This is a genomic window from Shimia isoporae (genome assembly GCF_004346865.1).
Classification (GTDB): Bacteria; Pseudomonadota; Alphaproteobacteria; order Rhodobacterales; family Rhodobacteraceae; genus Shimia; species Shimia isoporae.
Window position 1 is genome coordinate 1382804 of the sequence record NZ_SMGR01000001.1, and the last position, 19622, is coordinate 1402425.

The 19622-nt window shown below is 56.2% G+C and carries 19 protein-coding genes; 11 read left to right on the plus strand and 8 right to left on the minus strand.

Translation table 11 applies throughout. The annotated features are described in order from the left end of the window. Positions 1–68: 68 nt before the first annotated feature. Positions 69–707, minus strand: coding sequence for a DsbA family oxidoreductase (locus BXY66_RS06775; protein ID WP_132859384.1), 639 nt, complete (start codon positions 705–707; stop codon positions 69–71). After that, a complete protein-coding gene (locus tag BXY66_RS06780) occupies positions 704–2224 on the minus strand; it encodes a class I adenylate-forming enzyme family protein (protein ID WP_132859385.1) in 1521 nt (506 codons plus the stop codon). The genes BXY66_RS06775 and BXY66_RS06780 overlap by 4 nt, the downstream gene beginning before the upstream one ends. 80 nt (positions 2225–2304) lie before the next feature. Here BXY66_RS06780 and BXY66_RS06785 point away from each other — a divergent pair, with 80 nt between their 5' ends. Then, positions 2305–2928 (plus strand): helix-turn-helix domain-containing protein, encoded by a 624-nt coding sequence (locus BXY66_RS06785; protein ID WP_132860372.1) that lies wholly within the window; start codon positions 2305–2307, stop codon positions 2926–2928. Between the two features lie 27 nt (positions 2929–2955). Continuing rightward, positions 2956–4725, plus strand: coding sequence for a sulfotransferase family protein (locus BXY66_RS06790; RefSeq protein WP_132859386.1), 1770 nt, complete (start codon positions 2956–2958; stop codon positions 4723–4725). A gap of 85 nt (positions 4726–4810) precedes the next feature. Here BXY66_RS06790 and BXY66_RS06795 read toward each other — a convergent pair whose 3' ends face one another. Continuing rightward, entirely contained in the window at positions 4811–5089 is a 279-nt protein-coding gene (locus BXY66_RS06795; RefSeq protein WP_132859387.1) for a helix-turn-helix domain-containing protein, read from the minus strand. Between the two features lie 185 nt (positions 5090–5274). Between BXY66_RS06795 and BXY66_RS06800 the strand changes: the two genes are divergently transcribed. Then, complete coding sequence (locus tag BXY66_RS06800; RefSeq protein ID WP_132859388.1) at positions 5275–6303, plus strand: fatty acid desaturase; 1029 nt, start codon at positions 5275–5277, stop codon at positions 6301–6303. 53 nt (positions 6304–6356) lie between these two features. On the opposite strand, the gene BXY66_RS06805 is transcribed toward BXY66_RS06800, so the two are convergent. Next, positions 6357–6995: a DUF1638 domain-containing protein gene (locus tag BXY66_RS06805; RefSeq protein ID WP_132859389.1), complete on the minus strand. Its 639-nt coding sequence runs from the start codon at positions 6993–6995 to the stop codon at positions 6357–6359. Between the two features lie 87 nt (positions 6996–7082). Next, complete coding sequence (locus BXY66_RS06810) at positions 7083–7784, minus strand: corrinoid protein (protein WP_132859390.1); 702 nt, start codon at positions 7782–7784, stop codon at positions 7083–7085. A gap of 217 nt (positions 7785–8001) precedes the next feature. Between BXY66_RS06810 and BXY66_RS06815 the strand changes: the two genes are divergently transcribed. Further along, entirely contained in the window at positions 8002–9087 is a 1086-nt protein-coding gene (locus BXY66_RS06815) for a PA0069 family radical SAM protein (RefSeq protein ID WP_132859391.1), read from the plus strand. Positions 9088–9143: 56 nt separating this feature from the next. On the opposite strand, the gene bmt is transcribed toward BXY66_RS06815, so the two are convergent. The 3 genes from bmt to BXY66_RS06830 form a co-directional block, all read right to left on the minus strand. Continuing rightward, positions 9144–10163: a betaine--homocysteine S-methyltransferase gene (gene bmt / locus BXY66_RS06820; RefSeq protein ID WP_132859392.1), complete on the minus strand. Its 1020-nt coding sequence runs from the start codon at positions 10161–10163 to the stop codon at positions 9144–9146. Between the two features lie 108 nt (positions 10164–10271). After that, positions 10272–12158: a phosphatidylglycerol lysyltransferase domain-containing protein gene (locus BXY66_RS06825; RefSeq protein ID WP_132859393.1), complete on the minus strand. Its 1887-nt coding sequence runs from the start codon at positions 12156–12158 to the stop codon at positions 10272–10274. Positions 12159–12354: 196 nt separating this feature from the next. Continuing rightward, positions 12355–12669 carry an ATPase inhibitor subunit zeta gene (locus BXY66_RS06830; RefSeq protein WP_132859394.1) on the minus strand — a complete coding sequence of 105 codons (315 nt, stop codon included), beginning with the start codon at positions 12667–12669 and terminating at the stop codon, positions 12355–12357. A gap of 154 nt (positions 12670–12823) precedes the next feature. Here BXY66_RS06830 and purC point away from each other — a divergent pair, with 154 nt between their 5' ends. The 7 genes from purC (at position 12824) to BXY66_RS06865 (ending at position 19362) form a co-directional block, all read left to right on the plus strand. Beyond that, entirely contained in the window at positions 12824–13579 is a 756-nt protein-coding gene (gene purC, locus BXY66_RS06835; RefSeq protein WP_132859395.1) for a phosphoribosylaminoimidazolesuccinocarboxamide synthase, read from the plus strand. Between the two features lie 90 nt (positions 13580–13669). Beyond that, complete coding sequence (purS, locus tag BXY66_RS06840; protein ID WP_132859396.1) at positions 13670–13900, plus strand: phosphoribosylformylglycinamidine synthase subunit PurS; 231 nt, start codon at positions 13670–13672, stop codon at positions 13898–13900. Then, positions 13900–14568: a phosphoribosylformylglycinamidine synthase subunit PurQ gene (gene purQ, locus BXY66_RS06845; protein ID WP_132859397.1), complete on the plus strand. Its 669-nt coding sequence runs from the start codon at positions 13900–13902 to the stop codon at positions 14566–14568. The genes purS and purQ overlap by 1 nt, the downstream gene beginning before the upstream one ends. A gap of 36 nt (positions 14569–14604) precedes the next feature. Continuing rightward, complete coding sequence (locus BXY66_RS06850; RefSeq protein WP_132859398.1) at positions 14605–16368, plus strand: sensor histidine kinase; 1764 nt, start codon at positions 14605–14607, stop codon at positions 16366–16368. Positions 16369–16374: 6 nt separating this feature from the next. Next, complete coding sequence (locus BXY66_RS06855; protein ID WP_132859399.1) at positions 16375–17709, plus strand: sigma-54-dependent transcriptional regulator; 1335 nt, start codon at positions 16375–16377, stop codon at positions 17707–17709. 118 nt (positions 17710–17827) lie between these two features. Then, positions 17828–18517, plus strand: a complete 690-nt coding sequence (locus BXY66_RS06860) for a hypothetical protein (protein WP_132859400.1) — start codon at positions 17828–17830, stop codon at positions 18515–18517. Positions 18518–18678: 161 nt separating this feature from the next. Next, positions 18679–19362, plus strand: coding sequence for an HAD family hydrolase (locus BXY66_RS06865; protein ID WP_132859401.1), 684 nt, complete (start codon positions 18679–18681; stop codon positions 19360–19362). Positions 19363–19622 lie beyond the last annotated feature (260 nt).

Below are 19622 nucleotides of genomic sequence, written 5' to 3' on the forward strand. Positions count from 1 at the left end.
GATAGTCGAAGCTTAGCGTGGGGGCGGGCAGGTCACAAGTGGGAAAATGAATGACCGTTCAGCGGCGGTCAACTGTCCTGTTGTGCCTTTAGTTCACCCATGACCTGACGCCAGAGTTCCACGGGTTGGGCACCGGGGACAGCGTGCTGGTTGGCCACGATGAAGGTTGGCACCGAGTTTACGCCCATTTGCCGGGAGTGTTCATCGCGTTGCTGGATATTCTCGATGTCAGCATCAGAGGCGAGAAGTTTGGCGACAACGGCGGCATCCATACCGGCACTGTCTGCGAGGTCAGCGAGGACTTCGGCGTTACCGATGTCCCGGCCTTCCTTGAAGTATGCTTTGAACAGCGCATTTACGATGGCGTTCTGTTTGCCTTCGATACCTGACCAATGGATCAAACGATGCGCGTCAACCGTGTTCGGCGTGCGTTGGATCGCGCCAAAGTCGATATCGAGACCTTCTTCCTCAGCATGACGTGCAATTTCCGAATAGACACGCACTGCGTTTTCTTTGCCGCCAAATTTGGTTTCCAGATACTCGCGCCGGTCCATGCCTTCTTTGGGCATATCTGGATTGAGTTGAAAGGGGTGCCATTCAATCAAAAAGGGATGGTCGCCTTCAGCTTCCATTGCCTTTTCAAGGCGGGTTTTCCCAATCAGGCACCAAGGGCAGATGGGGTCGGACAGGATATCGAGTTTGATCATTTGTCGGCCTTGAATTGGTCGCGCAGGGCGCGGCGGCTGAGTTTGCCGTTTGGATTGGTCGGCAGGGCATCCAGCCGTTTGAACAGTCGAGGTTGCTTGTAACGTGCGAGATTGTCTTCGGCAAAGGCTTTGAGTGCTGCTTCGTCGAGATCGTGATCGGATGTGTAAAACGCAGCGATAAGGCGGACGTCGGTTTTGACTTCAACGTCTGTGGCCGCGACGCCGGTTACGCCGGGAAAACGGGCGATAGCGGTTTCGACCTCGATGGGGGAAACACGAAAGCCGCCTGCATTCATCATGTCGTCGGCGCGCCCCGCATAGGTAATGTAACTTTCTTCGTCCATGGTGCCGCGGTCGCCGGTTAGAAACCAGTCGCCAGAATATTTTTCGGCCGTGTCTTCCGGGGCTTTGAAATAGCCCAGCATCAATCCGGGGTCCGTCTTGTGGACTGCGATTGTGCCCTCTTTGCCAAGGGGCACGGCGTTTCCTTCAGGATCCAAAAGGGCGATCTTGCGTCCGGATTGCGGACGTCCAAGGGTGCCAGCGTGCGCCGGCGCCGAGGGGCTGGAAGAAATGAAGGTTGAGCATTCAGACATGCCGTAGGCCTCAAACAACGCAGTGTCGGTTGCGGTGGCCCAGTCGTTGCGAATGGCTTCGGACAATTTTTCTCCTGCGGTCAGACCGTGGCGCAAGTCCGGGAGGTGAATGTCCGGAGCATCAGAGAGCATCTTGCGATAGACGCCGGGGGCCGCGGCGAAGATAGTCGCTTTGTGTCGCGCAAGCAGTTTGGGTAGTTCCGCGGCAGGCGTGCCGTTTTCAGGGATCAATGCTGTGGCGCCGATTGACCAGGGGTCCATCAGGCCTGTTCCAAGGGTGTAAGTCCAATTGAATGCGCCAGCATGAAGCAGCCGATCAGACGCTCGCAACCCGTACCAGCCCTCGTGCATCATTTGGCGCGCCCAGATTGCGCGGTGGGCGTGCATAACGGCCCGCGGTTTTCCTGAGGTTCCGGACGTGTAGATGATATAGGCAAGCCGGTCCGGATCTCCCATCTCGTAGTCTGCTGCCGGCAGATCACGCATGGCGTGCAAAACATCTGTTCCAAATACCCTGCAACCCGGTTCTTGAGGGCAGGGCACGCCCGGGTCGAGCAGGATTGCAGCAGGCGCCAATTCTGCCACCATTTTGGCGACGTCCTCTTCGGTGAGCTGCGAAGAAGTTGGCACAGGGATCAAACCAACGGCGATGCAGGCAAGGTAAGCGATTGGGAATTCGACTGTATTTCCCAACCGCATGAGAACATGATCCCCAGAGCGAAGTCCTTCCTTTAGCAAACCTGATGCGGTTCCCAGAACGGCAGATTTCAGATCGGCGTAAGACCAGTTTTCGACCGAAGCGCCTAAAACCGATAGAGCGGTTTTGTCAGGCAGGTCGTCCGCATGGGCGAGCACATGCGCGGCCATGTTGAAAGGCGCGGGACAGGGGCGGAATGGGCCTTGGTCGAAAACGGACAGCATGTGATGTGCCTAAGCCCCTACCGCGCGGGTTGCAAGGCCAACGGTTGCACGCATCGGCAAGGTCGCGCTAAATGCGCTTCATGACTGGAAAAGACCCAAAATCGTTGATCCGTATTGCCCGTGAGGGTGGCGCGCAGGACCATGTGGAACCGCTCGACCTTGGTGAGCGCGTTCGAGAGCTTCGCAAGGCGCGCAACTGGACGCTGGAGCAGGCGGCTACGCAGGCCGGTTTGGCGCGCTCCACGCTTTCAAAGATCGAGAACGGACAGATGTCCCCGACCTATGATGCTGTGAAAAAGTTGGCCGTGGGGTTGGAGATTTCTGTACCGCAGTTATTCACCGCGCCTCAACGCGAACAGGTTAACGGCCGCATGTCTGTCGTGAAGTCGGGCGAGGGCACGCATCAGGTCACGACGACCTATGAGCATGAGCTGCTGGCAGAGGGGCTGCGCAAAAAGGCGATGCTTCCATACCGCGCGCGTGTACGGGCGCGGTCGATGGATGAATTCGATGGCTGGGTGCGGCACGACGGCGAAGAGTTTCTTTATGTGCTCACGGGCGTCATTACGCTTTACACCGAGTTTTATGAACCGGTGGAAATGCGTCGCGGTGACAGCGCGTACTATGACGGGACCATGGGACACAATGTGGTGTCGGTAAGTGATGAGGACGCGACAATACTTTGGGTGACGTCGCTGGCGTGATTCCTCGGTGACAAGCGAAGGCAGGACATGGCGGAGAAACCACTAAAGGCTGCGGAAGCCTTGAAGAAAGCAAGCTCTGCAGAGAAACGTGGTGATCGGGAAGCCGCGCTTGCACTGTATCAGGCTGTTTTGGTGCGATTTCCGGGGAACCCAAGCGCGAAGCGTGGCGTCAGGCGGCTGGATCAAAACGTCTTAACCGGCCCAAGCGAAAGCGAGCTTTCTTTCAATCGGGAAGGGCGCGTAGGCCAGTCTTCCGCAATGAACTTGTCAGGGCTTGCAAATCCATTGGCAGTGCCGGCGTCGCGTGCGCACCAGACAGCGGATGCGACGATCGGATCCAGAGCAGCGACTTCTGACCCGGACACATTGGTCGCTCAGGGAAGACGCGCTTTTGAAGATGGTCGTTTTGAATTGGCGGCGCAATTGCTTGAAGGCGCGGTCAAGGCAGGTAGGGAAACCGCAGAGATACTGAACGATCTGGCGCTGTCGTTGCAGCACACAGGTCGGTTCGACGACGCCGCCAAAGTGTTCGAGCGTGCAATCGAAGTTGCGCCGGCAGAAGTTATGCTGCGGAGCAATCTGGGTCGTATGCTGAATCAGGCGGACAGGGTTTCTGAAGCAATTGAAGTGTATGAAAGCGCCCTGAGGGTTATGCCGGAAGAGGCGACGCTTTGGAGCGGAAAGGGGACAGCTGTCGGTAACCTCGGCAGCCGTGATGACGCTCTTTCCTGTTTCTCGAAGGCGATCTCGTTGCAGCCATCTTATGGCGTAGCTTACATGCACTTTATGGCCCTTCGGCGGATCGTGGGAGAGGAGCCGGAGCTTCAAACACTCAGAGATGGCATCGCCAAACAGGCTTTTTCGGAACGAGACGAAATCTATGCACGATTTGCCTTGGGAAAAGCAGAGGAAGATCTGGGGAATATTCGTGCGGCCTTTGAGAACTACGCGCGGGCGAATTCGCTGGCAGGGCGGCATGTGCATTTTGATCTGGAGGCTGAAAAGGCGAAGTTTGCTCGCTTGAAACAGATCTACGACCCCAAAACCTGCGCCAGACTTCATCTTCCAGAGGTCATGGACAGCAGCTTGTGTCCGGTGTTTGTGATTGGTTTGCCACGCTGCGGCAGCACGTTGATTGAGCAAGTTCTGGACAGCCATTCTCAAGTGCAGGGGATCGGGGAGCTCAGTGTTTTGACCTCGATGTCAGATCATGTGTTGCAGCAATTTGAGGTTTCCAACCAATCTTTGGACAAGGAAACCATAAAAGGATTGCGTCAAACCTATTTGAACGAATTACGCAAGCTTGCCGGTTCGGCACAGGTCGTGGTCGACAAGAACCTGCTGAACTTCAAGAACGTTGGCTTGATCGCAGCGGCCTTTCCAGAAGCAAAGATATTGCACATATGCAGAGACCCGATGGCGGTGTGCTGGTCAATGTACAAACGGTCGTTTGCAGGGGCTGACCTTGCTTTTGCGTACGACCTTGGCGATCTGGCAGACTATTATCACCTTTATCGCGATATGATGCGTCATTGGGAGGACGTCCTGCCCGGTCGAGTGAAAATGATAAACTACGAGGCTTTCACGGGTAATCCGGAAGAAGAGACGAAAGCTCTGCTCGATGCCTGCGGGCTTCGGTTCGAAGAACAGACATTGTCGTTTCACAAAAACAAACGGGCCGTAAAGACGGCGAGCATGATGCAGGTTCGCAAGGAAATCTATCAGGGAAGTTCTGAAGCTTGGCGTGATTTTGAGGAACACTTGGCAGTGCTTCAGAACAAACTCGAAGCTCAGTAGTTTTCAAACTGTCCGGGTGGAGAGTGATCTGGGCGCGACGAGTCTTTGAATGACGATCCTGGCCCAGGTCCCAAAGGGCAGACGTTTATCCGCAACATCCGCTGGTGCAGGTGCTTTTCTGAGCAGGTTGCAGATCGTCGTCGATCAGGGGCAGTTCTCCGGTCAAGGCAGGTGTCGGGATTTGCAAAGCTGCCGAGAGCTTGGCGACCGTCGGTTCCGGCAGAGGGGTGAAACCGCTTGAGCTTTCCAGTTTTGCAAGTTGGCGCTCGGTAAGGCCTGAGAGTTTGGCCAGCTTCGGACGTCCGATTTTGCGCGCCTTGCGGAGAGTTTTCAGGCGTGATGCGTCGATGGAAAGCGCGGTCATTTTGTTATCCTGTATCATTCTTTGAGTGCGTCTTACGGCGGGCTAAAGGATTTGCCAAGACTGGCTTTGACCGCGACACATGCGCCGAACTTGGCCTGAATTGCCTTAAGTCGGGGATCAGGGCTTGCACCTTTGACCAGACGCTTTAGGCATGACAGCGGGGAAATTTACCGAATTGGCGGGACATGAAAGATTCTATCGAGGTCGATCGCGCTCAGAACGCGCGAAATTGGGTGCGGACGTTGGCAAAATACCGTGAGCCAAATTCGTTGCGCAGCAGCTATGAACTGGCCGTGAGCTTCGTGCCTTTTGTTGCGCTTTGGGTTTTGGCCTGCTGGGTCGCGCACTACAGCTACCTTGGTGCCTTCGTCATTTCGGCGCTCAATGGCATGTTCCTTCTGCGCCTGTTCTGCATCCAGCATGACTGCGGGCACGGGTCTTTCTTTGCTAACCGAGACGTCAGTGACTGGATTGGCCGCGGGATTGGTATTGTGACTTTGACGCCTTATGACGTTTGGCGTCATTCTCACTCGATCCACCACAGCCATGCCGGAGATCTTGGTCATCGCGGGATAGGCGATATCATGACCCTGACAACTGAGGAATATCACCAGCGATCCGCGTTTGGCCGCTGGCTTTATCGCCTATACCGGCATCCTTTGGTGCTCTTTGGACTTGGGCCGACGTATATCTTTATCCTTCAGAACCGCCTACCGGTGGGCTTCATGGATCAGGGAAGCCGCTTTTGGGTTTCAGCCATGGGCACAAACGTCGGTATCGCGATTTTGCTGACAGCTATTGCGTATTTTGGTGGCTGGCAGGCCCTTTTCCTCGTGTTCCTTCCAACGATCCTGATCGCGGCGTCGATTGGCATGTGGCTGTTTTATATCCAGCATCAGTTTGAGGAGACCCATTGGGAGGCCTCTGAAGACTGGTCGCTGCACGAAGCAGCGTTGCACGGGTCGTCGCATTACGATTTGCCGCCAATTCTGCGCTGGTTCTCTGCCAATATCGGTATCCATCATGTCCACCACCTTTACGCTCGCATCCCGTTTTACCGGTTGCCGGAAGTTCTGCGGGACCATGAGGAGCTGAAGGATATGGGGCGCATGACGCTTCTTGAAAGCTTGCAGTGCGCCAAACTCGACTTGTGGGATGCGGGAACTCGCCGGTTGGTGAGCTTCAAGGAAGCCCGCAAGATGGCACGCAGTTAAAACGCACTGAGGGCATTGCGAGTGTCTGTTCCAAGACACACTTCGTAAAACACTCAAACGGCGTCCAGCGCTGTTGCCAAATCTCCGTAGCCCGTGAACCGGCGTTCGAATGCCAAACCCAGGCGTTCGGCGCATTCTTTTGCTTTTGCGGAGAGCGCAGCGTCTTCGGTTTGTGCTTGATAAACAAGCTTTGTGTAGTTTCCGAAATACATGTCACGCAGTTCCGGGTGGCGATCCAGCCCCATGGGTTTCCACACGAAGGCATCGAATTGGCGCACAAGGAAGTCTGTGAGGTAGAAGGCGGTAAACTCGTCTTCGGCGATTTCCGCGAACCGCGCGTTTCCTTCAAAGAAGCTGTAGCAATGCGGGCCTGCGATCATCTCGACACCGAGATCCTGACAGGTCTGCTCCAGCACGCCGCCCGTGCCGCAATCAGCGTAAACGACGAATATCTCTTCGTATTTGCTACGGTGTTTTGTGACGGCTTCGCGCACTGCAGGGGCTATTTTTTCGGGATGTATGTGAAAAATTGCGGGCAGGCATGTGAGGTCCATATGGGACCAATTGTTGAGTTCAATCAGATCAAGGATTTCACGCGCAAGTGCACCGCATGCCAAAAGCAGCACGCGATTTGTATTTTGGTCGTGTTTCATACCCTGTTCGGTCAGTGTCTTGTCGTCGGGCAGTTGCATGGGACCACCTTAAAGAAAAATGGCCCGCCGGGGAGGGCAGGCCAGGCCCGGAGTGCCGGGGGGAGTGATTTATGCAGAGAGCGCTGGTTAGGCGCTCATCTGGTTGTGTTTGCGGGCCACAAATTCTTTGGCGGTTTCTACGGCCACAGCTGCGTCGCGGCAGTAGGCGTCGGCGCCAATGGCCTTGCCGAATTCTTCGTTCAGCGGCGCGCCGCCGACCAGAACGATGTAGTCGTCCCGAAGACCTTGTTCGACCATCGTGTCGATAACAACTTTCATGTACGGCATGGTGGTCGTGAGCAGCGCGGACATTCCGAGGATGTCGGGTTTGTGCTCTTCCAACGCTTCAAGGTAATTTTCAACCGGGTTGTTGATGCCCAGATCTACAACTTCGAAACCGGCGCCTTCCATCATCATCGAAACGAGGTTTTTGCCGATGTCGTGGATGTCGCCTTTGACGGTGCCGATGACCATCGAACCCATGCGAGGCGCGCCGGTTTCAGCCAGCAGCGGCTTGAGGATGGCCATGCCGCCCTTCATAGCGTTCGCCGCCAGAAGAACCTCAGGCACAAACAGAATCCCATCGCGGAAGTCGTTGCCAACGATGGTCATGCCGCCCACGAGGGCTTCGGTCAGAACGCGGTAAGGGGCCCAGTCGCGTTCCAACAGGATGTTTACGCCTTCTTCGATCTCTTCCTTGAGACCGTCGTAGAGGTCGTCAAACATCTGTTGAACAAGTTCTTCGTCGTCGAGTTCGGACAGGATGATGTCGTCTTCTTCTTCAGACATGGCGTAATCCCTGAAAGGAGCGGGCATATTTCGTGCGCGCTTTGGTGGTCGTTATGGTTCCAGCTTTCGTTAATTTCCGAGAGTTGGACTGTCTGAATAGCGACATAGCCCGTGTCGGGTGCGACCTGTAGTTTAGAAATCGTCTAACAGGCTGAAAAATTTTCATGCAAATCATGGGGTCGTTGCATGTGTTCCCTGTTTGTTCTAGTCTGGACACATGTCAGGTGATGTTTCCTTGAAAATTGATGCGGGTCGGCGGCGGGGGCGCGGCGCCGTTAGCAACACCACAAGCCGCTACGAGCCGTCACGAGAAGAGATTCAGGATGGTTGGGAGATAGACGAAGAAAGGGCGGCATTCCGGACCTTTGTGGAAGAAGAACGACCGCGAAGTGTAATCACGCGCAACACATCGCCGGATCTTCCGTTCGACCGTTCGATCAATCCTTACCGCGGGTGCGAGCATGGGTGCATTTATTGCTTTGCGCGGCCAACACATGCCTATCTGGGGTATTCACCCGGATTGGATTTTGAAACACGGATTGTGGCACGACCCTTGGCGGCGCAGGTGCTGGACAGGGAATTGCGCAAGCGCGGCTATGCGCCCGCAGTTATGGCGATGGGAACCAATACCGACCCATATCAGCCTGTTGAGCGCCAATACCGCATTATGCGCAAAGTACTGGAGGTGCTTAGGGACTTTCGGCATCCGGTCGCCATTGTCACAAAGGGCACATTGATTGAGCGCGACATCGACATTCTGGGAGAAATGGCAGCGGATGGCCTTGTGCATGTTGGTCTGTCGGTGACCACGCTGGACGACGAAACCTCTCGGCGAATGGAACCACGTGTTCCTCGGCCAGTTCGTCGGCTCAAGACCATGGAACGGCTGGCGTCGGCGGGCATTCCAGTGCGGGTTATGATGGCACCGGTGGTTCCATCGATCACGGATCACGAGATTGAGCACATTCTGGAGGCGTCACGCGACTCGGGTGCTACAGCGGCGAGTTGGATCATGTTGCGCCTGCCGCGTGAAGTGTCGCCGCTGTTTCGCGAATGGCTTGAAGAGCATTACCCGGATCGTGCAGCGCGGGTTATGGCGCGGGTGCAGGAGATGCATGGCGGTCAGGATTATGACGCGCAATGGGGTAAGAGGATGCGGGGTGAAGGGTTTTACGCCGAGATCATCGCGCAGCGGTTCGAGGTGGCGCGCAAGCGGTTTGGCATGGCGGAGAGCTTGCCGAAACTGAGAACAGACTTGTTTGAGGTGCCCTTGGCAAAAGGGGACCAATTGGCGCTTTTCTAACGTCGGCGGTCAATTGAAAGAAAAAGGCCGCCCGGTTGGGCGGCCTTTGAGGTGGCTTAGCTTGCCCGCCGACGACCGCGGCGCTCGCGTTTGGGAGCTGCTGCATCGTCGCCGGTGCCGTCTGTGGCAGATGAAAATCCGCCAAGGCGTTCAACGATCTGTTCCAGTGTGGGACGCTCGCCGCGCGGGCGGGTTTCCAGTGCGCGGCGCATCGCGTTCAGGTGTTCTGGCATGGTGCCGCAGCAACCGCCGATAATGGTTGCGCCGCAGTCACGTGCCATGACGGCGTAGTCTGCCATCAATTCCGGCGTGCCATCGTAGTGGATGTGGCCGTCGTGATATTTCGGAATGCCGGCGTTGCCCTTTGCCACGATCGCTTTTTCCGTGCCCTGTGCGGCGAAGCCCAAAACGGTGCGCAGTAGATCGGAAGAACCAGTGCCGCAATTGGCACCGAAACCGATCGGTGCATTCGGGATATCGTCAACCATCTTCACCATGTCAGACGAGGTCACACCCATCATCGTGCGACCGGCCGTGTCAAAGGACATGGTGCCAACCCAAGGCATGTCAGCCAGAGCAAAAGCTTCGGCCGCGGCCTTGTATTCTTCGGGGGCCGAAATCGTTTCCAACCAAAGAACGTCCGCGCCGCCTTCTTTGAGGCCTTCAGCCTGTTCGTGGAAGATTTCAACGGCGTCTGCATGGCTGAGCGCACCAACGGGTTCCATGATGTCGCCGGTCGGTCCAACGGAGCCGGCAACGATCACAGGGCGACCGGCCGCATCCGCGACTTCGCGGCCTAGTTCAGCAGCCATCCGAGAAAGTTCGCGGGCGCGATGGCCGGCATCGTGCAGCTTGAGACGCGAGGCGTTGCCGCCAAACGAGTTGGTCAGAAAGATATCGGAGCCGTTGTCGACCGCCAAGCTGTAGAGCTTCTTGATGCGGTCTGGATGCTCTTCGTTCCAAAGCTCGGGTGCGTCGCCAGAGCTCAGCCCCATGTTGAAAAGGTTGGTGCCCGTGGCGCCATCCGCCATCAGCCAGTCGCGGGTTTCCAGAAGTTTGGAAAGGGCGTTTGTCATCGGGGTCTCCGTCAGAAAGTCAAAAAGGGGCGCGCTGGCCCCTGTGTGTTGTTGCGCCTCATTTGCCACGCGCGCGGGCGCGAAACAAATGCATAATCTGCATGACGATTATGAGGCGAGCGAAAGGTCGCCAGCTTCACTTCCGGCGATTGGAGTTGCAGGCGCGCTGCGCAGATTGACGGATCGGATCACATCCATTGTGGCGAGTGTCAGCTGCGGCACAGATGGCGCCGCGATGAACAGGGGCTGCCAGTCAGGCGCAAAACAGGCTTTGAACTGGCGTAAACCAGGGCCGCCGCCATGTTTGTAAAACTGCTGTCGAAGGAAACGCTCCAGGCGAGACTCGCCGTGAGGTAGTGCTGGTGCAGCGGCAAGGGAAACCCGAGCGACACCTGCCTTTGCGGCAGCTTCGATAGCGGTTTGCACGAGCAAGTGCATAGTGCCGTCAGGTGCGTCAGGCAGGACGCGCATCAAATCAAGGCACCATTCTTTGGACGTGGCATGAAAGCTGACAAAACCGAGCAGTCGCTCGTTTTCATAGGCAAGCAGAACGCGCTGTCTGTGGATGTAGCCTTCTTCAAATCGGCCCATAGTCACGCCGCGAGGCACTCCGTGCCGGTCTTCCCATTTTGCCGATACCAAAGCCATTTCGGCGAGCGGGAGCGCACCTTTGGGTGTATTGACCGTGACGTTAGCCTTTTGGGCCTGTCGCAGTTTGCGGCGCAATTGGCGGTAAGCCGGACCGTCGGTGCTATTGTCGGCGGTCCAGACGATCGCCTCGTCAGAGATATGTGCAACAGCCCAGCCTGCGTTTCGGGCGAGTACGGCCTGGCGGGCGCTGATTTTGTACTTGCAGGCAATACGGTTCTGTTCCCGGGCCGCTTTGCGGAGCGGTTTTTGCATCGCTCCGGGGTCGCCTTCCACAGGATCGAACAATGCCAGAAGCGTTTGTCCGATACGGACCGTGCCGCAAGAACCGGACGTGCAAGTCAGGATCGCGCCTCCGTTTTGGCGGATGACGCCAAGTTCGGCGCGTGATGTCTCCAGCGAGACCGCCTCATAGGGTACAAAGTCGTTTCCGGAGCGCGCCGGCTTGCTTGGCGCGGGGCGCCAGATGCGCCGCAGGAAATAGGTGCCGGCCAATGTTGCGGGCAGCGCGTAATAGACTGCGCGGAATGCAAGCACTGTGCCAAGCAGCGCGGGTTCGGGATGATGCGGAAGCAGCGCAATCAAGGTGAGTTCAAAGGGGCCGACGCCTCCGGGTGTGCCGGAGAAAATCGCGGCACCAAGGGCAATCAGAAAGACAGGCACAAGGGTTGCGAACGTCAGCGAGATGTCCGGAAGAAGCAGGACCCAGAATGCGAAGGCCGCGAAACCCGTATCCAGAATGCAGAGCGCGAGCAAAGTGCCCATCGCAGAGAGAGTCGGAAGGCTCAGAGCACGGCCATTGCGGCTGAGTACTGGAAAGAAGAACGCCAAAACAGCAATGAAGCCAGCGGAAACCAGAATGACGGGTGGCAAGAATGCCGGGACGTGCGGTGTGGGCAGTGCGATTGCTGCAAGCGCAATTGTGACGGCCAGTGCAGCGAGGAATGTCACCGTCACAAAGGCCGTGATGCGCGCGGCGTCCTTGAGAGACATGTGGGGTTGAATACGCCACCGGACGAAAGCGCCGACAATGGCGCCGGCGCCAGTTGTTTGTCCAATTCCTATGGCGGTGGCTCCAGCGATCATCGCGTCGGACTGAGGGCGCCGAAGTTGGAAGTGCCGATGGGCGATCACGTCATAACGGGACACCGCCAGAAAGCTCAGGGCGCTTGCAGCAATCGCAACAAGCCAGTTGCCTGGCGCAACGGACATCACGGCTTGCCAAAGTTCGGCAAGATCAAAGCTGTCGATGCGGTCGATCAGCAACCACATGCAGCCGGCGCCGATCAGCACAGGAAAGACATGACGCGCAATTGCGCGTAGCATTTTCAACGGTTTGGATGTCATGGCAGCTCTTTGACAGCAGGTGCCCCTTGCACCCGCGTCGTGGTTAATCCCCCGATGGTTTCGGCGGGATTAATTTTCTTTGGGGAAAAAGAAAAGAGTTTTGTCACATACCTGTTACAGGGCAGTTCAGTGTGGCGAAAAAACAAAAAGCGCAGGTCGGAACCTGCGCTTTGGCACTGTGGTATTGAGGACTTTTCTAGTCTTCTTGCACCATCTGGTATTTGGCTTCAGCCATCATCTCGTCGAGCTTGCGACGAACGACATCTTCGGAAGTCAGATCGCCAAGGTAGCTCATAACCGCTTCAATCACGTCGTCATCTCCGACCTCTTGCAGGTCTTTCTTGATGAGTTCGCGACCAAAGGCTCGCGCTTGCTCGACGGTTTCGCCCTTCTTGGCCGAAGCCCATACCGCCATGAAGCGATTACGGCGCATTCTGGCAACGAACATTTTCTGTTCATCGGCGGCAAATTTGGCTTCGAAGGCGGCTTCGCGTTCTTCAAAAGTGCTCATATTGACTGGTCCCTCCAATAAAAACTCCTCTTACTCATATATGGGTTTTGCAATGTATTCGCGCAAGCTTTTGGGTGCTGCTTGCGACAATGTTCACCATGCCTTAAGAGGGCGCCTAAATCCGGGACTCATCTCGGCGTGAAAGGATAGTGGCATGGCCCGCGGCAAGAAAATCTATGAAGGCAAAGCAAAGATCCTGTTCGAGGGCCCGGAGCCTGGAACGATTGTGCAGTACTTCAAGGATGATGCCACAGCGTTCAACGCCGAAAAGCAAAGTGTGATCGACGGCAAGGGTGTTCTTAACAACCGGCTGAGTGAGTACTTCATGGTTGGTTTGAACCAGATCGGTGTGCCAACACATTTCCTGAAGCGTTTGAACATGCGCGAGCAATTGGTACGCAGCTGCGAGATCATTCCGCTTGAGGTGATCGTGCGCAACTACGCGGCCGGATCTATGAGCAAGCGTCTCGGGATCGAGGAAGGTACGCAATTGCCGCGCCCTATCGTTGAGTACTGCTACAAGGACGACAGCCTTGGCGATCCTCTGGTGTCGGAAGAACACATCGCTGCCTTTGGATGGGCGAGCCAACAGGACATGGATGACATTCTGGGTCTGGCTTTGCGCGTGAACGATTATCTGAGCGGCGTAATGTACGGCGTTGGTATCAAGTTGATCGATTTCAAAATCGAGATCGGCCGGATCTACGAGGGTGATTTCCAGCGGCTGGTGGTTGCGGATGAAATCAGCCCGGACAGCTGCCGCCTTTGGGATATCGAAAGCGGACAGAAGCTCGACAAAGATGTTTTCCGCCGCGATTTGGGCAATCTGACAGATGCCTATGCGGAAGTGGCGCGGCGTTTGGGTGTGTTGCCAAAGGGCACCGGCCCCAAGCCGACGCTGGTGAACTGAGCAGGATATTCCGGCGCCCACGACGGGCGCCGGATTTTTTAATTTGGACTAAGCCACGGGGGTCGTGGCAGCCAACCGGAGAGAGATCATATGAAAGCCCGCGTTTATGTCATGCTGAAAAACGGTGTTCTGGACCCGCAGGGCGAGGCTGTTCGCCACGCTCTTGGCAGCCTCGGTTTTGAGGGAGTGGACGGCGTGCGTCAGGGCAAGGTGATCGAGCTGGATCTGGCAGACGGCACCACTGAGGCAACCGTTACGGAAATGTGCGAGAAGCTTCTCGCGAACACCGTGATCGAGAGCTATCGGGTGGAGATGGGTTGATGAAAGCAGCGGTCATTGTTTTTCCCGGTTCCAACTGTGACCGCGATTTGGCGGTTGCTTTTGAGCAGGCGGGCGCCGACGTCAGCATGGTCTGGCATAAGGACACCGAGTTGCCGCAAGGCGTGGATATCGTGGGCGTTCCGGGCGGCTTCAGCTTTGGCGACTACCTGCGCTGTGGCGCGATTGCCGCCAACTCGCCGATCTGCCAATCGCTGATCGCACACGCCGAGCGTGGCGGTTACGCTCTGGGTGTTTGCAACGGCTTTCAAATTCTGACGGAAACAGGTCTGCTGCCGGGTGCTTTGCGCCGTAATGCCGGCCTCAAGTATATTTGCCGTACGGTCGGTCTGAAGGTTGAAACATCTTCCACGGCGTTCACCACCGGTTACAATGCGGGCGATGTGATCAACGTGCCGATTGCGCACCATGACGGAAACTACTTTGTGACCGACGAAAAGTTGGCCCAGTTGAAAGACGAAGACCGGATTGCGTTCACCTATACCGATAACCCGAACGGGTCGGTTGCAGACATCGCAGGTGTTGTGAGCAAGAACCGTCGCGTCCTTGGAATGATGCCGCACCCTGAGCGGGCGGCGGATGATGGCCATGGCGGCACCGATGGGGTGGCAATGTTCCGCGCGTTGATGGACCAGTTCGCCACTGCGTGACTTGAGCGAACGGCTCTGCAGGCGTAGGCTGGCCCCATGGCTGTAGACCCGTCTCCGAATACTATCGATGCGCGCCCTGCGATGGCCTCTTGGCTGACGCGGGCAGCTCTTGCGCTGATCCTCGTGATTGCGGGGGTGACGATGTATGTCACCAACAGCTTTCTCACGGATCGTTTCACGGAAAACACCAGAAATCGTGCCGAGCTGAGGTTGGCCCTGTATTCGGGTAACCTTGTCAGCGAGCTTCGGCGGAACGCGATTGTTCCCCAGCTCCTTGCAAAAGATCCTGCGTTGATCGGCGCCTTGAACTCGGGCGACTTTTCGCAATCATCTGCGCGGTTGATTTCTTTCGTCGAGGAGATCGGTGCCGCGTCGCTGGTTTTGATGGATGAGACAGGGCGGGTTGTGGCTGCGACCGATCGCACACGACTGGGTGAAAACTTTCGCCAATCCGAGTTTTTCGTGAATGCCCAACGTTCGAACGTGACTTTGTTCACCCTGGCCGTGGATCAGGCGAATGTTCACAGGTTCGTTTACTCGCGGAAAATCGAAAGTCTGGGCGGCACAATCGGTGTGATCGCGGTTGAGGTCGATCTACGCAAGTTTGAAAACACTTGGGCGGGTATTTCCGACGCGGTGTTTGTCACGGACAGTGAGGGGACTGTCATCCTGTCAACTGAACCGCGCTGGCGCGGTCTCACAGAAGCGGAGGCTCTCGAGCGGCAGCCCGCGATTGGCGCGATCGAACGCGCGCTTCAGGTTACGAATGATTGGACGCAGGCGCCAGCCGACGCCTATTTCGCTGGTGAAGCGGTGATGCGGATGAGTTCCCGCATCCCGTTCCGCGGGTGGACCATGACATCCTACACCACTTATTCGAGCGTCCGGGAGAAAGTGAACGCTGTTCTGGCGCTTGAAGTGATGGGATTCGCCATCCTGATCGCGCTGGTTTTCTACCTTTCGAGCCGGAAAAGTGCGGTCCGGATGGCCCTCGTGCAGCGAGAGTCGGTGGAACTCCGCGCATTGAACAATCGCCTTCAGCGGGAAATAGCCGAGCGCGAGCGCATGCAAATGAGCCTTGAAGTGGCCGAACAAAGCCTTGCGCAGAGCTCGAAACTGGCGGCTTTGGGTGAGATGTCTGCGGCTGTGAGCCACGAGCTGAACCAGCCCTTGGCAGCCATGAGAACCTACCTTGCGGGCGCGCGTTTGCTGGTGTCCAGAAACCGTCCTGAAGAGGCTCTTTCATCGTTTCAGAGGATTGATGATCTGATTTCGCGTATGGGGTCGATTACCAAGCAGCTAAAGTCCTATGCGAGGAAGGGAGGAGACGAGTTTCGCCCTGTAAATATGGGGGATTCCGTATCTTCGGCCCTGTCGATGATGGAGCCGCAATTGCGGCAAAGAAGAGTCAAAATTAGTAAAATTGTACCGGATCGACCGGTGCGTGTGATGGGCGATCAGGTGCGCATCGAACAAGTGATGATCAACCTGTTGAGAAACGCTTTGGACGCCACCGAAAGCGTGTCCGATCCCGAGATCGAGATACTGCTTGCCGCAGGGGAAACTGCGACGCTCACGGTTCGCGATAACGGGCCGGGTATCAAGGATTTGGACAACCTCTTTGAGCCATTTTACACGACCAAGGCGCCTGGTGACGGAGTCGGTTTGGGCTTGGCAATTTCGTCAGGGATCATAAGTGACTTGGGCGGAAGGTTAACGGCCAGAAATGGTCAGACCGCGGGGGCTGTATTTGAGGTACAGCTGCCGATCTTGAATGAAGACATTGAAGCAGCGGAGTAATTACTCGTGGCACAGGGCATGAAGATCGCCATCGTCGACGATGAACAGGATATGCGCCAGTCGATCAGCCAGTGGCTGGCACTGTCGGGATATGACACCGAGACATTTGCGAGCGCGGAAGACGCGCTGAAGAAACTGGGTCCGGATTATCCGGGGATCGTTATTAGCGACATCAAGATGCCGGGCATGGACGGCATGCAGTTTCTTAAGAAGCTGATGGGAAGCGACAGTGCTCTTCCTGTGATCATGATCACAGGGCATGGCGACGTTCCAATGGCCGTTGAGGCCATGCGGGTAGGCGCCTTTGATTTTCTGGAAAAACCGTTCAATCCGGATCAGATGACCCAACTGGCCAAAAAAGCCACGAACGCACGCCGCATGACGATGGATGCGCGCGCTTTGCGGCGGGAATTGTCCGACGGTACTCAGATCATGAACAAGCTGATCGGATCCAGCCCTGTCATGGAGCGCCTGAAAGAGGATATCCTTGATCTTGGGCAGGCAGACGGTCACGTTCTGATCGACGGTGAAACCGGCACAGGCAAGACTTTGGTTGCGCATGCGATGCACGCCGTTGGAAGCCGCGCCGGACGCAAATTTGTGCTGGTCAGCTGTGGCGCCTTCGAAGAAGACGCGCTCGCCAAACGCCTTTTCGGTCCGATGAACCCCGAAGACAGTCAGCTCCCTGCGATCGAGGAAGCGCGTGGTGGTACGCTGGTTCTGGAAGATATCGAAAGTCTGAGCGAGACCACGCAGGCCAAACTTTTGAATGTCATCAATGAGCAGGGCACGCCGGCGGAAACTCGCATCATCGCGATTTCTAACATGCAAGAGCAGGATCGCACGTGTGAAGATGCTCTGCGTCCCGACCTTTTTTACCGTCTCGCTGCGCTTCGCGTCACTGTTCCGCCGTTGCGCCAACGTGGTGAAGATATTCTGTCGCTGTTCACTCGCCTGTCCGAGCAGTTTTCCGATGAATATGGTTGTGATGCGCCCAAAGTCAGCGCTCAGGAGGCCGCACAGTTGTTGCAAGCCCCTTGGCCTGGCAACGTACGTCAGTTGATCAATCTGGCGGAGCGCGCGGTTCTGCAATCGCGTCGTGACGGTGGATCGATTGCCTCGCTTCTCATGAGTGATCACGAGGAAATGCAGCCGGTGATGACGACGGAAGGCAAGCCGCTCAAGGAATATGTTGAAGCGTTTGAACGTATGTTGATCGACAACACGATGCGCCGTCACCGTGGATCTATTGCGGCCGTTATGGACGAATTGCGCCTGCCGCGTCGGACCTTGAATGAAAAAATGGCGAAATACGGCCTCGCGCGTGCCGACTATCTCTGACGTCGGCACCGAACTAGCCAACGCTGCGCCGCATTTCCTTTAAGGGAATGCGGCGTTTTCATTGAATCCCCCCAAAAACAAGGCCATGTTTGCAGGCATTCAGTTTTGAGGTGCATTGATGAGGACAATTCTCGCGGGCTTAGTTTTTGTTTTGGTTGCGGGATGCTTCGTCAGTGGCGCTGCAGCCGAAGAACGCGAAAAACTGGCGGATGATCCGACCAAAATCATCACGGTATTCGGTCTGAGTTACTCGGACAAAGTAACGGTGTCCGGTTCGCTCGCTGTTGGTCCTGTGTCCAAGTTGAACGTCCGGATTTCGGACACCGGAGAGTGGTCATTTGGGGGGTCCTATTTGTTCTCTTTCGGGATCGTCAACGTGGCTGCTTCCCGTCGAAATTTGAACTCGGGCATAACACAGACGCAGTATTCTCTAGGCAGCTTTGCCCCGATCTATCGCGCAAAGGAGAACCAGATGGGCTGGCAGGTGTTTGCAGCATTCGGTTTCAACTACACGGAAGGAAGCGCCACGAATACGGAACTAGACCTTGGTGAACTGGAAGGGCTGACCGTATCAAGCCGTGGTGGATATTTGGGCGCGATGGCGTTGAAACCTGTATCAGAGGCGGTGACCTTTAAGGGAATGACGATGGTGTCGCGCGGAAGCGGCGATTACGAAGGCTATGGGATCGGTGGCGGATTCACATTCAACCTGTCGCAGCGGGACACCGTGAATGTCATGGCGTTCTATTCGGACAACAGCTTTGGCCAGAACGACACGTTCAGCGTTGGGTATCGAAGAGAGTTCTGAGGCTTTCCAAGTAACGGGTGGCGCATTCAAAAGCGTCGGAGCCAGCCGAGAAGAACGTTCGACGTTTCCGTTCGTTAGAAATCGTGAGAATGAAGCTGGGAAATGCCCTTGCGGAGTAGAGGATTTGCATTCACCTCTTTGGTGCATTCTCAGGAGGAACGATGGCACTGAATTTCCCAATCAAGGGCGCTTTGTTCGACATGGACGGTCTGCTTTTGGACAGTGAACGGCTTTTCATGGAGACGCTCGTACAGTCAACGGAACCCATCGGTATTTCGAAAGAAGACACAGAGGCGTTTTTTGTCACTTTGGTTGGAACCTCGAACAAAGAAACGTCCAAACACCTGAGTTCGTTTCTTCCCAATCATGTTGAAGTCACCATCTTTGAAGCCGAATGGCGCAATCTATATCGCGCTCGGGTGGAAGAGGGTGTGCCAGTGAAGCCGCATGTGAGGCCACTTTTGATCGGATTGCAGGGGGCTGGTATTCCCATGTGTGTGGTGACCTCTACGGTGTCCCGTGTTGCACAGAAAAAGCTGAGCAAGGCAGGGTTGGACGAGTTTTTCCGCGGTGTCGTTGCCGGAGACGAGGTTATTGCCAACAAGCCCGATCCAGAACCCTACCTGCGAGGAGCTGCTGTGCTTGGTTTGGAAGCGAGTGAGTGCGCTGCGTTTGAAGACAGCGACGTTGGCACGACGGCGGCACGCAGGGCAGGGTGCCTTACCTATCAAGTGCCGGATTTGCGTCCTGCCGGTGTGGCGTTGCCAAACCTAGATCAGTATGTGGTCAAAGACTTGCGCGAGGCCGGGTGCCATCTGGGAGTTCTGTCCAAGGCGTTAACCTGATTGGGGCAGTTGTCGATAGATTCCCCATTGTGTTTTCCACAGGTGTCGTCTTATGTAGGACGGACGGATTGCGCAAATTACGCGCGCCGTATGAGTTTCGCTGAAACCTGCCAGTCGATAGGCGCGAATGCCCGATGCAAGTTTCAGACCGATTGGGTCCGGAATACCGGATCAGAGAGACGCCCGAACCGCTGTGCGGCGGGCTTGTAACAGGCACCAGCGTGGCGAAAACGTCCGCGGTGTCGGAGAAGAAACGCGAT

Excerpts from the sequence above, each read along its gene's own strand:
- BXY66_RS06780 (WP_132859385.1), bottom strand. The coding sequence starts at position 2,224 with ATGCTGTCCGTTTTCGACCAAGGCCCATTCCGCCCCTGTCCCGCGCCT.
- BXY66_RS06810 (WP_132859390.1), bottom strand. The coding sequence starts at position 7,784 with ATGTCTGAAGAAGAAGACGACATCATCCTGTCCGAACTCGACGACGAA.
- BXY66_RS06795 (WP_132859387.1), bottom strand. The coding sequence starts at position 5,089 with ATGACCGCGCTTTCCATCGACGCATCACGCCTGAAAACTCTCCGCAAG.
- BXY66_RS06790 (WP_132859386.1), top strand. The coding sequence starts at position 2,956 with ATGGCGGAGAAACCACTAAAGGCTGCGGAAGCCTTGAAGAAAGCAAGC.
- BXY66_RS06775 (WP_132859384.1), bottom strand. The coding sequence starts at position 707 with ATGATCAAACTCGATATCCTGTCCGACCCCATCTGCCCTTGGTGCCTG.
- BXY66_RS06860 (WP_132859400.1), top strand. The coding sequence starts at position 17,828 with ATGAGGACAATTCTCGCGGGCTTAGTTTTTGTTTTGGTTGCGGGATGC.
- BXY66_RS06825 (WP_132859393.1), bottom strand. The coding sequence starts at position 12,158 with ATGACATCCAAACCGTTGAAAATGCTACGCGCAATTGCGCGTCATGTC.
- purS (WP_132859396.1), top strand. The coding sequence starts at position 13,670 with ATGAAAGCCCGCGTTTATGTCATGCTGAAAAACGGTGTTCTGGACCCG.
- BXY66_RS06815 (WP_132859391.1), top strand. The coding sequence starts at position 8,002 with ATGTCAGGTGATGTTTCCTTGAAAATTGATGCGGGTCGGCGGCGGGGG.
- BXY66_RS06805 (WP_132859389.1), bottom strand. The coding sequence starts at position 6,995 with ATGCAACTGCCCGACGACAAGACACTGACCGAACAGGGTATGAAACAC.
- BXY66_RS06850 (WP_132859398.1), top strand. The coding sequence starts at position 14,605 with ATGGCTGTAGACCCGTCTCCGAATACTATCGATGCGCGCCCTGCGATG.
- BXY66_RS06865 (WP_132859401.1), top strand. The coding sequence starts at position 18,679 with ATGGCACTGAATTTCCCAATCAAGGGCGCTTTGTTCGACATGGACGGT.
- BXY66_RS06830 (WP_132859394.1), bottom strand. The coding sequence starts at position 12,669 with ATGAGCACTTTTGAAGAACGCGAAGCCGCCTTCGAAGCCAAATTTGCC.
- purQ (WP_132859397.1), top strand. The coding sequence starts at position 13,900 with ATGAAAGCAGCGGTCATTGTTTTTCCCGGTTCCAACTGTGACCGCGAT.
- purC (WP_132859395.1), top strand. The coding sequence starts at position 12,824 with ATGGCCCGCGGCAAGAAAATCTATGAAGGCAAAGCAAAGATCCTGTTC.
- BXY66_RS06800 (WP_132859388.1), top strand. The coding sequence starts at position 5,275 with ATGAAAGATTCTATCGAGGTCGATCGCGCTCAGAACGCGCGAAATTGG.
- BXY66_RS06785 (WP_132860372.1), top strand. The coding sequence starts at position 2,305 with ATGACTGGAAAAGACCCAAAATCGTTGATCCGTATTGCCCGTGAGGGT.
- bmt (WP_132859392.1), bottom strand. The coding sequence starts at position 10,163 with ATGACAAACGCCCTTTCCAAACTTCTGGAAACCCGCGACTGGCTGATG.